Genomic DNA, 12398 nt, shown 5'->3' with positions numbered 1-12398 from the left:
CTGCTTCGGTCACTGCCTGTCCACTGTTTACTCCCTGTACCGACTTTCCCGATGAGCGGCTTTCCCATGCTTCCCGATCTCTACTTCACCGGCGGCAAGGCGACCTGGTCCGACCCGCGCCGGCTGCCGCGCGAAGGGCTGGCGCAGGCGCTGGTCGATGCGCGCAACCGCATGCTGGCGTGGCTGGCACCGTTCGGGCAGACGCGCCGCGCCTGGGACGTGCCGCATCAGTACGATGCCGATCCGCCGCTATGGACGCTCGGGCACGTGGCCTGGCATGCGGAGTGGTGGTGCCTGCGCGGCGTGCGCCAGGTGGACCGCGGCGGCGTGCCGGTGCCGGTGGCGTTGGAGCCGTCGCTGCTGGACGGCGCCGACGAGTGGTTCGACCCGGACCGCATCGGCCCCGACGAGCGCTGGGAGGTCACGCTGCCCGACGTCGCGGTGGTCAAGCGCTATGCCGCCGACGTGCTCGACGGCGTGCTGCGCCGGATCGCGCTGCTGCCCGACGACAGCGACCTGACCCTGTACCCGTACCGCCGCGCGCTGCTGCATGAGGATGCGCAGGGCGAGGGCGTGGCCGCGCTGTTGCAGGCGCTGGGCATGGCGCCCACCGAGGCCATCGGCGCCGGTCCGGTGCAGCCTGCGGGGCATGGCGGCACGCTGCATTTCCCGGGCGGTCGCTTCACGCTCGGCTGGAGCGATCCCGACGGCTTTGCCTGGCCGGATGAGCTGCCGCCGCAGCCCACCTACATCCCCGCGTTTGAAATGGACATGGCGCCGGTCAGCAACGCGCAGTTCCTCGAGTTCGTCGAGGACGGCGGCTATGAGCACCCGGCGTGGTGGTCGTCAGCGGGACGCCAGTGGCTGATGACGCAGGAACGCTCGGCGCCGCGCTACTGGTCGCGCCATCCGGATTCGCGCGCCTGGATGGTGGAGCGTTTCGGCTCGCTGCGCACGCTCAACCCGGATGAGGCGGTGCGCCATGTCACGCTGTACGAGGCGCAGGCGTGGTGCGTGTGGGCGGGGCGGCGCCTGCCGGCGGAATCGGAATGGGAGCTCGCCGCGACGCAGAACCGCGGCCTGCAGTGGGGGGCGCTGCGTGAGTGGACTGCCACGCCCTACGAGCCGTACGCGGGATTTGCCGCCGCGCCGTCCGACAGCGAGGTGGTGGGGCGCTTCGGCACGCACCAGGCGGTGCGCGGTGTGTCGTTCGCCAGCCCCGCGCGGCTGCGCCATGTGCGGGCAAGGTGGGCGCGGCTGCCAGAGGATGATCTTTCCTTTATCGGCTTTCGCACCTGCGCGCTGTAGCGGGCTGTACGCGACAACGGAAAAGGGCACCCGAGGGTTCTAGCCGTTAACAAAATCTGTTGAAAACTTGAAGAAATCGCCCTAGGATCCTTGTCCGGCCTAGGGTCACTCCCCAAAGGCTGCCGACGAATTCGTCGGCAGCTTCGTTTTTGACAGCATCTCGCGCGTCACTTCGCCGGAGGAGAAGTCCATGTCCTCTACCTCTGCACTGCCGTCTTCGGAACCGCCGCGCGTCCCAGAATCGATCGCCGGAATCCAAGTCAATTTCTGCAAAAATCCACCATGTGAGAATTTCGGTGTCCCAGTGCCAGGAGCAGCGCGCAAAGGCACGCCGCCGGCCGGGGCGACCAAGAATCCCTACACCCTGACCGGGTCTACGCTCGTCGGGGGCTCAATACGCTGCAACGCTTGCCGGGAACACTCTTCGATGAAGAGCAATCTCGGCGCGCTTTCGCTGCCGGGCATGTGGCAAGACGTTCTCGGTCAAGCCGGCCGGGCGCAACCCGATCGCCCGCCAGATCCGCTCGGACAAGAATCCGTTGATTCTCTCGATGTTGGCGAACAAGATGCCATTGCGCCGCATCTGCGAAGCGGCGAACATTGCACCTCGCGTCCTCTATGAGCGGATCGACTTCTTTCACCAACAGGCTTTGGCGTTTCTCGCGGAACGCGAGTCGAGACTGCCTAAGATGGGATTCCGGCGCCTCTACATTGGCGTCGATCGCCAGGACTACGTGGTCAACTGGACCCACCGCAAGGACCGCCGCAACGTCGTTGTTTCCGCTGTAGCTTCAGCCGACAAGCGGAGTGGCTACGTATTCGCCATGAATCCGAACTTCGATCCAGAGATGGATCCCGAGTCAGTTGAGCGGGAGGCGGACCGCCTCGGGGATTCGGTCCTTCCGCCTCCTCATCGCCGATTCGCCCGCCTCTGGCTTGAATCTGAATTCCGGACGACCGTTGCATCCACCGGGCAACGGCGAGCGTGGTCAACGCTGGCCGGCGAAATTGCTGGCCGGTACGACCAAGCGCGCCAGCGTGACGACGCTGAAGCGCCCGAGGGTTTCACTCGCAATAACAAGCTCCCGCAGAATGGCATGTTGGTGCATGGGGAGTACACGCTCTGGGGGCATTTCCTCCACCTCGAACGCCTCTTGGCTGGCACGGAGAAGTTGCGCTTCTTTTTGGACATGGATGCTGGAATGCGCGCGGCTTGCTTGGGGGCGTTTGCGCAACGGATTAAGGAGCGCAGCGTCGACGCGCTGTTCGTACGCATCTCGAAGGAGATGACCATCGACCAGAAGCGTGTCCTCGTGGCAAAAGCCCGGCAAGAGTTCGAGGAGCGCGCAGCAGCGTATCCAGAGCTGACGGAAAGCTAGATCAAGTTGCTATTGCTGCGCGAGCGCTGCGAAGCCGCTGCGACAATCGGCAAGGTTACGGATCGCTGGGTCTTCCACCCACTGCCTACGATGGCTGAGCCAGAGAAGGCGAGTTGCCTCCTCACGGATTTTGGCGACTATGACCCTGACCATCTGGCCTGGCTGCACAACAAAGTGAGCCTGCTTGCAGTGGACTCCTGGTTCAATCGCATCCGCCGCCGCTCGGCAATGCTGGAGCGGCCAATATCCTCGTCGGCAAACCGCGGGAGGGTGTGGAATGGCTATTCGGCGTACAGGCCTGGGCAGATCGGTAAGCTCCTGACAATCTTGCGCGCCTGTCATAACTACATTTGGCTTGCAGATGGAGTAAAGGACACCCCAGCCATGCGGCTGGGCTTGGCCAAGGCTGTGCTCGACTACAAGGACATCATCTATTTCTCATAGCGACGTGCTGCGGTAGCAATGGGAGTAGCGTTGCCGACGATGTCATCCCCAACAGTAGCCCCCCACGACCCAGCCGCCATCAGCCCACTAGGGTACGGTGCCGCATCCGGGGGGTTCGGGCCCTGCCCGTTACACAACGGTGTTGGGATTTTGTGAAATATGGAGCAGCCTTTGCCAGCCCCCAGGGGGTGGGCTTTCTTTCTGCGTCACGTTGATTTGCGGGGAAGATCGATGGTCCGACGGCAGGGTTCGGCCAGTTTCTGCCGTTCAATTGGGTCACAGGGCGGATGCTCGAACGGCTGCTTCACGCCGGTGGCAGTCGGTGGTCCATCTGCAGGTCACCTTGGTTCTCGGGCATTGAGCTGGCTCAGCCTGAGGAGGCTGGGGCGCGCGCGACGAAATCTTCATACGGGCGACTCTCGGGCAAGGAGGAGCGCTGCCTCGACGCCGCCTTCCAGGATTTGCTCCGCGCGTGCAACGTCTGGCACGGCGCGCGCGAACTGGAGGGTTCCCACCATGAGAGCGAAGATGGCTGTTGCCCGACGACCCGCTGCTGTGGAATCCGCATCTGGGAGCAATGCGGCCAACGTCGCAACGAAGCTTTGCAACCCATCCTCATAGGTTTGCCGTATTGACACCGAGTGCCTAGCGATTTCCGGAAGCAAAGCCGCCGAAGGACATCCGCATGCCAGGTCCTCGCGATGCGCTTGACTGAGGTAGCTTCGAATCACTCCCTCAAGGTCAGCGCCCGTCTGGAGTTTCTGTTCGAGGTCCAGTTGCCGCTCTGCGAGCGCGCCCCCGACCGCCTCGCGAACAAGCTCCTCCTTGGACCCGAAGTGGGGATAGAATGCGCCATTGGTCAGGCCGGCCGCTCCCATGATCCCGCTGATGCCCGCAGCCGAGACTCCCTCTCGGCGGAAGCATTTCGAGGCGACCTCGAGGATATGCTGCCGAGTCGTGGCTTTGTGACCTTTTTCGAAACGCATCTTCTCTCCACTCGTGTCCCGCGGCCGTCAGTTTGCAGCCGCCTCCAACAAGGCTTGGAGGTCGCGATCAAGCTGATGAGCCACGGTATTAACCTCCTCGCTGCCGAACTGGCCGAAAACGGAGGCTGGTCGATCATATTCAAACCCGACACCACCATCGCCATCCTCGCGCAGCAGCACACGGATGGGTGCATAGAGTCCCGCCGACAGTTGATGGCGGGTCATCTTCGACGCGGTGAGCGGATTGCCGATATCGTACTGGATGGATCGGCGCGTCAGCCCTGCAATAGCCAGCAGCGCCCCGTGGTCACGCTGGCCGAAAATGGTAAGTGGCGGACATGCCTCCAACTCTCGAAGCGCGCGCGTGCTTTCGCCGTATCGCAGGAGCGTGAAGATCCCATCATCGATGCGAGGCGCCAAGGCCACGAGCTTGGCTCGAACTTCCTCAAATGGCTTTATCGATTTGATTGTGACGTGCTCAATCGAAATGGTGCGCGTGGAGTACAGTGCATTGGCCATCTGTTGATCCTCATTTCAGTTGCTGTTCGGGGTTGGCCCGTTTCCCACGGAAAGGGGCTAGAACGTCAGAGCGTCGGCGGCTGGGTGCCTAAGACTGCCTCGATCCGGCGGGCAAGCTTCAGAAGCGCCCGGTCGCTCGCCAGCGGGGCGTCCAGCTCAAGACCGATCGGAAGGCCCGCGCGAGACATGCCCGCAGGGAGACTGATACCCGGCAGACCCACGCTGCTCGCTGACAAAGTGTGGTTCGCCAAAGCGAGGTAGCTGACTTCCTGGCCCGCGATGTGGAACTCTTCCTGCTCCTCGATCGAAGGCGCCATGCAGGGCGTCGTCGGCTGCAGAATGGCAAGCGCCCCTCGCGTGACGAATGCCTGGTTCAGGCGGCGCTGGATTTCCGGACGGCTTACGTTGAGCGCAGTCTGATAGGCCTCCACTGAGGTAGCACCTGCACCGGCCGGCAGTACGATGTGCTCCCACGCTTGGCGAAGCTGGGGCTTGAGGCCTTCGTGAATCGCCTCGAACGTGGTCGGAATATTGTGTAGACGGAGGAATCCCGAGACCGCGCCCTGGGTCTCATGGGCGAAAATGCCCCACGTAGTTGTCTGGATGAGGGCGTTGAAATCTTCCCCGAGGTCGATCTCAAAGACCTCGGCGCCGGCGTCCTGCAACCGCCGAACTACCTCACGGAAACGATCCTCGACTTCCGAGTCCACCAAGCCCAGAAACTGCCGCGGCGCGAAGGCCAGTCGGGCTCCCTTAAGGTTGAAATCCCACTCGACGGGCTCCGCAGCCTGCTCCCCGGTGACGACCTGGTCCAGCAGTATGCAATCCTCAACACTACGCGCGAATACACCCGTCGTATCGAGAGTGTGGGAGATCGGTGCGACGCCGTTACGCGGCCAGCGTCCTGTGGTCGGCTTGAACCCGACGACACCACAGAGCGACGCGGGCACACGGATCGATCCGACTGTATCGCCACCCAAGGAGGCGGGCGCTATCCCGGCGGCCACGGATGCGGCAGAACCGCTTGATGACCCTCCCGTGACGCGATCGTGGGCGCGCGGGTTCTTCACCTGGCCATAGCGCTCGTTGTGCCCGGTCAGCCCATAGGACATCTCCACCAGATTGTTCTTGCCGAAGACGAGGGCACCTGCATCCTTGATCGCCCGGACCGCATCGGCGTCTTCCGTCGGAATGAAGTGCGCCAGACGATCGAGGCCGATGCTCGTGGACAGCCCCCTCGTCAGGTAGCTGTCCTTCACCCCGATCGGCACACCCAGTAGGGGACCCTCCGCCCCGGCCGACCGCGCCTTGTCTGCGTTCTTCGCAGCCTCAAGCACGGCGTCTCCGTCGATGGTGATGAAAGCGTTAAGGTCAGCGTGCGACCGAGCCTGCCGCAGCAAAGCCGTGGCGTACGCCTCTGATGTCATCTCACCGCCGCGGATCGCGTCGGCGGCCGCGGCGAGCCCGAGTGAAGCGAACCTCTGCACTTCTGGCTCAGACGTTTGGCTAGAGCTGGCGATCGTGTCGTTCATAAATTCCTCACAAGAAAGGTGTGACCCGGCATTTCACGACCGCGAAGAGGGTCGCAGCCTCATGAAATTACGATCGTAATATACCATTACGATCGTAATGCAAGAGGATTCGCAGGGTATGACTTCGTTGCGAAGCACGGGAGGATCTGGACTGTACTGGGGTCCCACTCGCTGCGAGGGAACTGCGCAGCACTCGATGACTACTATTTGGTCTTACCCGCAGTTGAACGGGAGATGCCGAGATCCGTGGGCTCAAACGGGTAAGAAAATTGGGATTGCTCGCGAGCCGATCCGTTGTTCCGGGGCAGCGCGACGGGCGTGGCTGGACCGAAGAAACCGTTGGTCGACGAACGGCTGCTGTGTCCTCGGAAACCGCCGCCGACTTAGCGACTCGACGTTCGTCTGCTTCGGGTCGTTCTGCGACGCTCAGACCTCATACGAAGGCAACTGCGCAAGCCGCAAAACGCGCGTGCAGCAAACGTCACGCTTCGACCTTGCACCTCAGGAGAGGAAGGGGTGGCTTTCTCCAGCGCAGAACCCCTTGTTTACAGGCAAAAAAACGGGCCCCATCTGAAAGACGGGACCCGTTTTGCTTTTCAACAGATTTTGTTAACGGCTAACCCGAGGGTGCCTTTTTTTTTGCCTGGCAGGTGCGCTTAGCGCACCACCACATCAACGCTCGTAGCGCGAACGGCTGTTGCGGTTGCCGTTGCCGCCGAAACCGCCGCCAAAGCTGCGATTGCCGTCACGGTTGCCGTCGCGGTTGCCGAAGCTGCGGCCTTCGCCGTTGCCGCCGGTGTTGCCGCCGGTGTTGCCAGCGGTGTTGCCACGATAGCCGCCGCCGGTGCGGTCGCCGAAGCCACCACGGTTGTTGTCGCCAAAGCTGCGGGCGGCGCCGTCGCGGTTGCCGAAACCACCGCGGTTGTCGTCGCCGAAGCTGCGGCCGCCTTCGCGGTTGCCAAAGCCACGCGCACCGTCGTTGGCGCCGCGGTAGCCGGCGCCCTGGCCGCCCTGGCCCTGGCCACGGTAGCCGCCTTCACGATTGCCGAAGCCGCCGCGGTTGTCATCACCGAACGGGCGTGCGCCTTCCGGGCGGTTGCCGAAGCCACGGCTCTCGCCGCTGAACTTGCGCTCGCCGAAGCCGGTGCGGTTCTCGCCGCCGCCGAACTTGCGGTCGCCGAAGCTGCGTTCGCCGCCACGGTAGCCGCCGCCATTGCCGCGGGAGTCACCGCGGCCGCCGCCCGGCTTGCCGCCGAAGTTGGAACGCGGCTTGGGCGAACGGCGCGGCTCCAGGCCTTCGATCACCGAAGCGTCGATGCGCTGGTTGGTGAAGCGCTCGATGCGCTTCCACTGGAACATGTCGTTGTGGTTCACCAGGTTGATGGCGGTGCCCGAGCGGCCCGCGCGGCCGGTACGGCCGATGCGGTGCACGTAGTCCTCGGCCTGCTTGGGCAGGTCGAAGTTCACCACGTGGGTGATATCGGGCACGTCGATGCCGCGCGCGGCCACGTCGGTGGCCACCAGCACGCGCAGGTTGCCGCGGCGCAGCGCGGTCAGGGTGCGGTTGCGCGCGCCCTGGGTCATGTCGCCGTGCAGCGCGCCGGCAGAGAAGCCGGTGTCGGACAGGCGCTCGGCCAGCGAATCGGCATCGCGCTTGGTTGCGGTGAAGACGATGGCTTGCTTGAGCGTCGCGTCGCGCAGCAGGTGGTCCAGCAGGCGTTCCTTATGCGACATGTCGTCGGTGAAGTGCAGGCGCTGCTCGATATGGCTCTGGTCGGCGCGGGCCGCGGCGATCTCGATGCGCTGCGGGTCGCGCAGCTGGCGCGATGCGAGCTGGCCGATACGCGCATCCAGCGTGGCCGAGAACATCAGCGTCTGGCGCGAAGCCGGCGTGGCGTTGACGATGGCGTCGATGTCGTCGGCAAAGCCCATGTCGAGCATGCGGTCGGCCTCGTCGAACACCAGCATCTGCAGTGCCGACAGGTCGATGCGGCCGGCGTCGATATGGTCGAGCAGGCGGCCCGGCGTGGCCACCAGGATGTCAGGCATCTTGGACAGCGCGGCCAGCTGCTTGGGGTAGGGCATGCCGCCCAGGATGCTGGCGCAGACGATGCGGCGCAGGTTGCGGCCGTACTTGGCGGCGGCCTCGGTCACCTGCAGCGCCAGTTCGCGCGTCGGCGTCAGCACCAGCAGAGCGGGCTGGGCCGGCGACGGGCGGGGGCGTTTGCCCTTCATGCGCTTGGCGGGCTCGGTCGCGCGCTGCGGCGCCGGCATTTCGCTGATGCGCTGGATCGCGGGCAGCATAAACGCGGCGGTCTTGCCCGAGCCGGTCTGGCTCGAGACCAGCAGGTCGCGGCCGGCGAGGAAGGCCGGGATGGCCTGGGCCTGCACCGGCGTGGGCGTGTTGTAGTTCAGTTCGGAGAGGGCGCGCAGGATGGCCGCATCGAGGCCAAGCGTGGCGAAACCGCTTTCCACGGCCGGGGCTTCTTCAACTGCCGGGCTGGGGTTGAGCAGGGCGTCGAGCTTGTCGAGCGGGCTCTGGGCAGCGTCGGAAGTGATCGAAGCGTCGGTCGCGGAGGCAATAGCTTGCTCCGCACGAATGTCGTGCTGGGTCATGTCGGAATGGTCAAATAAATGCATGGCACCCCGGCAAAGCTAAATGGGGTGGGCGCAGTGCAAAGTCTTAAAAAGGCTTCGGCGCCAATCGGTGAGGCCGTTACGACAGACACAGCTGGCAGTACGGCGGCAGGCAGGGCGGTGGCTGGTCCCGCTAGGCGGTCCGGCCGTATCCCTGGCAGGCAAACAGCTCAGGTTTCAGGCTGTTCAACAGGATCGGAGACGAGGCGACGTCAGGTGAGCGGTGCGTTCTGCTGGGCGGCTGGGGCCATGAAGTGATGACTAGGCGTCCGGCAGCGAGGAAACAGAGCTTGGGAGGGCAGCGGATTCGCCGCGGCAGGCAGCCGGGCGTTTGGCGGATCTCACAGTTGCGAAACTCACGGCGCGGATTATAGCAGAGTACGGAATTTTTGTTGCACTGCGAAAACGTAACCGGATATGTCAGGCGCCAGTCACCTTCCGGGCAGCCTTGCGACGCCCCGGCACTGGCCAGGTTGCAAGGCTGAAACCCCCGCCTATACTGGAGGCGCGAGCACACAGGATGCCCGCACGGGGCGGACGAAAACGCTCCCGCTTGACCTCTTCCAGCGGCATTGGGCCGCTGTTCGCGGCGAGCACTGCGGTCATTGACTCCACGCGCCAGTCTTCCTGCGACTATCCGGGTGGTCCGGATGGGCGTCCGCTTCATGCTTCATGGGCGGAATCATGGGAAGCCTGCCTGGAACAGAATGACCGAACTGCTGACCGCGTGACCCAGGTGGTCCGGGCCCGTCCGCATCCAAAGCCCGCCAGCGATGGCGGGCTTTTCATTTGGGCAGTCGTGGTTGCCGCTCAGTCGTCTGCATCCTTGCCAGCGGCCTTGCGCGGCAGCCGGCCGAGCGGCTGTTCCTGCGGCATCACATAGCGGTTGCCCGGCAATCCGCCCGGGTAGTCGACGATGCGCGCGGCGCCCTGGCGCCGCAAGCCATGCCATGCCTGGCCGCCGGCGGTGCGCCCGCCGCCCAGGATGGCGGTCATGGCCTGCCGGTCGAGATCCATGCTGTCGGGCAAATCCTTGATGACGATCACTGCCATGGCTGTCTCCGGTCAAGCGGCGCCACGGCCATGCGGCCGCGGGACGCTTCAGTATAGGCGAGGCGGTCCGCGGTCTTGCCCGCGGGACCGCCGCGCAGTGCGCTCAGACGGCGGCGAAATTGCCGGCCCATCGGGAGGGACTAACGCAGGGAGTGTGCCAATGCCGTTGCCGACCTCGCCGGGCACGTGCAACTGCCTGAAAACATGGGGGGTTTATTTTCGATGTTCGCTCGCGCGCACTGGCTGCGGGGCGTGCCGCGTGCCGTGGGTGACGGGCCGCGGCCAACAGCCGGCGTGCTGGTGTTGGCGCGGCCGCGACAGTGGCGCACTGCAGGCGATGCGATTGGCAGAGGGCGCCCGCGCGCGGCGTGGCACGCTGGCCTCGCATGGTTTGCGCATGCCATGGGTGCGCACTAGTATCCATCTCGAAGGCAGGGCATATCCGCATCGCGGGATGCGCCGTGCCAGCAACCATGTCGGGGCATCCCGTGGCCAGTCTCAAAGAACTGATCCGCAAGTTCCAGAACGGCGGTCTCTCCGACGACGAGTTTGTTGCGTCGTTCGAAACGGCGCTGGCGCAGGACCCCACCACGCCCAGCCAGGCCGCGCGCGTGGTCATCGAGGAAAACACGCGCTTCCCGTTCCCGCCCGCGGTCTATGCGGAAGTCATGCGGCGCATCGAGCGCCGCGGCGCCACGCAGTACGACGGCGCCACCGAAGCCACGCGCCTGGCCGGCGCGACGCAGACGGGCTCGCTGTATGCGACCTCGCCCGAGCCGGGCACGCTGCCACAGGCGGCGCATACCAAGGGCGTGGGCGATACGCTGAACGGCCGCTTCGTGCTGGAAGAGTGCCTGGGCGTGGGTGGCATGGGCACGGTGTACAAGGCGCTCGACCTGCGCAAGCTGGAAGCGTCGGACCGCAAGCCCTATATCGCCATCAAGGTGCTGAACCTGCAGTTCAGCGGGCACCCCAAGTCGTTGATGGCGCTGCAGCGCGAGGCGCGCAAGGCGCAGACGCTGGCGCACCGGAACATCGTCACCGTCTATGACTTCGACCGCGACGGGCCGGTGGTCTTCCTGACCATGGAATACCTGTCCGGCTCGTCGCTCAGCCATGTGCTCAAGGCCCCGGGCTTCGCCGGCATGCCGATGGCGCGTGCCATGCCGATCATCAACGGCATGGGCAACGCGCTGGCGTATGCGCACGAACGCGGCTTCGTGCACTGCGACTTCAAGCCGGCCAATGTTTTCCTGACCGACAACAGCGAGGTCAAGGTGATCGACTTCGGCATTGCGCGCGGCTTCCTGCCGCCAGCCGACGAATCCGACCGGACCGTGTTCGATGCCGGCTCGCTGGGCGGCATGACGCCAGCCTACGCTAGCCCCGAGATGTTCGACCACTGCGAGCCCGACCCGCGCGACGACATCTTCGCGCTGGCCTGCGTGACCTACGAATTGCTGACCGGCAAGCATCCATACCAGCGGCTCGCGGCCAACCAGGCGCGCGATGCCGCGCTCAAGCCGGCGCAGCCGCCACAGCTGAGCCGCACGCAATGGAAGACCCTGCGCGAGGCGCTGTCGCTCGACCGCAAAACGCGCACGCCGACGGTGGCGCGCTACCTGCAGGGCATGAGCGCGGTGCCGCTGGCGCCGACGCCGCGCCGCTCGCCGCTGATGGCCGGTGGCGTCCTGGCCGTGCTGGCCGGCGTGTCGGCGATCGGCTATTACGCCTGGCATTCGCAGCGCCAGGCCGAAGCGCCGGCGGGCGACACGCGCGTCGAGGCCCCGGCTACACCTGTGCCTGCTGCGCCAGTCACCCCGCCCGCACCGGCTGCCCGTCCGGCAGTGCTGTCGATGGCCGACGTCACCAAGATGCTGGCCGGCGTGCCGTGCTCGCTGCTCACCGCCACCCAGCAGGCGCAGACGTTGCGTGTGCGTGGCTTCCTGGCCGAGAGCGTGGGTGCCGCGCGGCTGCGCGAGCAGCTCAGCGCGTTGCCGGGCGTCAAGGAGCTGAAGGGCGTGTCGATCGACACCCAGCCGCTGGCCGCCGACAAATGCGACGTGGCCACCCTGATCGCGCCGTACTGGTCGGGCTACCGCGAAGGGGGCACGGCTTCGTCGCTGCGACTGCGCGGCCAGGGCACGCAGCTGACCGAGGGTTCACCGCTGGTGCTGGATCTGCGCACGCCGGCGCGCGACTCTTATGTCTATGTCGATTACTTCGCGGCCGACGGCAAGGTGGCGCACATGGTGCCGAGCGCGCGCGTGCCTGCGCACCAGGCGCCGCCCAGCCATGGCGCCACGGTTGGCGACGGTGGCGACTGGATCATCTCCAGGCCTTTCGGCACCGAGCTGGTGGTGTTGCTGACCACGCCCGCGCCGCTGTTCGAGGGCCGGCGCACAGAGGTCGAGTTGCACAAGGACTACCTGAAGGCACTGGAAAAGCCGCTGGCGCAGATGGCACGCACCTATGGGCGGGATCGCATCAGCGCGGACCTGGTGCAGATCTCCACGCGCGCGCGCTGATTGCCGCCAGCT

General features: G+C 65.3%; 10 protein-coding genes. 4 read left to right on the top strand and 6 right to left on the bottom strand.

The window, feature by feature from the left end; all coding sequences use genetic code 11:
• The first annotated feature begins 51 nt into the window (after positions 1–51).
• Complete coding sequence (locus ACW4E8_RS09175; RefSeq protein WP_456804207.1) at positions 52–1308, top strand: SUMF1/EgtB/PvdO family nonheme iron enzyme; 1257 nt, start codon at positions 52–54, stop codon at positions 1306–1308.
• A gap of 105 nt (positions 1309–1413) precedes the next feature.
• Here the strand turns inward: ACW4E8_RS09175 and ACW4E8_RS09170 are convergent, their stop codons facing one another.
• Positions 1414–1581, bottom strand: coding sequence for a hypothetical protein (locus tag ACW4E8_RS09170; protein WP_456804206.1), 168 nt, complete (start codon positions 1579–1581; stop codon positions 1414–1416).
• Positions 1582–1847: 266 nt separating this feature from the next.
• On the opposite strand from ACW4E8_RS09170, the gene ACW4E8_RS09165 reads away from it, so the two are divergent.
• The gene (locus ACW4E8_RS09165) at positions 1848–2687 is read left to right on the top strand and encodes a hypothetical protein (protein WP_456804205.1); all 840 of its coding nucleotides are present in this window, start codon (positions 1848–1850) and stop codon (positions 2685–2687) included.
• Between the two features lie 6 nt (positions 2688–2693).
• Positions 2694–3131, top strand: a complete 438-nt coding sequence (locus ACW4E8_RS09160; protein WP_456804204.1) for a hypothetical protein — start codon at positions 2694–2696, stop codon at positions 3129–3131.
• 404 nt (positions 3132–3535) lie between these two features.
• Here ACW4E8_RS09160 and ACW4E8_RS09155 read toward each other — a convergent pair whose 3' ends face one another.
• From ACW4E8_RS09155 to ACW4E8_RS09135, 5 genes are all read right to left on the bottom strand, one after another.
• On the bottom strand, positions 3536–4117 hold the full coding sequence (locus tag ACW4E8_RS09155; protein ID WP_022535913.1) for a TetR/AcrR family transcriptional regulator: 582 nt from the start codon (positions 4115–4117) through the stop codon (positions 3536–3538).
• 27 nt (positions 4118–4144) lie between these two features.
• Positions 4145–4636, bottom strand: coding sequence for a DUF302 domain-containing protein (locus ACW4E8_RS09150; protein WP_456804203.1), 492 nt, complete (start codon positions 4634–4636; stop codon positions 4145–4147).
• A 65-nt stretch (positions 4637–4701) separates the two neighbouring features.
• The gene (locus ACW4E8_RS09145) at positions 4702–6168 is read right to left on the bottom strand and encodes an amidase family protein (RefSeq protein WP_456804202.1); all 1467 of its coding nucleotides are present in this window, start codon (positions 6166–6168) and stop codon (positions 4702–4704) included.
• Between the two features lie 672 nt (positions 6169–6840).
• Positions 6841–8784, bottom strand: coding sequence for a DEAD/DEAH box helicase (locus ACW4E8_RS09140; RefSeq protein ID WP_456804201.1), 1944 nt, complete (start codon positions 8782–8784; stop codon positions 6841–6843).
• 831 nt (positions 8785–9615) lie between these two features.
• A complete protein-coding gene (locus tag ACW4E8_RS09135; protein ID WP_013957500.1) occupies positions 9616–9858 on the bottom strand; it encodes a hypothetical protein in 243 nt (80 codons plus the stop codon).
• A 473-nt stretch (positions 9859–10331) separates the two neighbouring features.
• Here ACW4E8_RS09135 and ACW4E8_RS09130 point away from each other — a divergent pair, with 473 nt between their 5' ends.
• Complete coding sequence (locus ACW4E8_RS09130) at positions 10332–12386, top strand: protein kinase domain-containing protein (protein WP_456804425.1); 2055 nt, start codon at positions 10332–10334, stop codon at positions 12384–12386.
• Positions 12387–12398: the final 12 nt, after the last annotated feature.

Source organism: Cupriavidus sp. CP313, from assembly GCF_054072015.1.
This window is presented reverse-complemented; position numbering and strand designations above follow the sequence as displayed.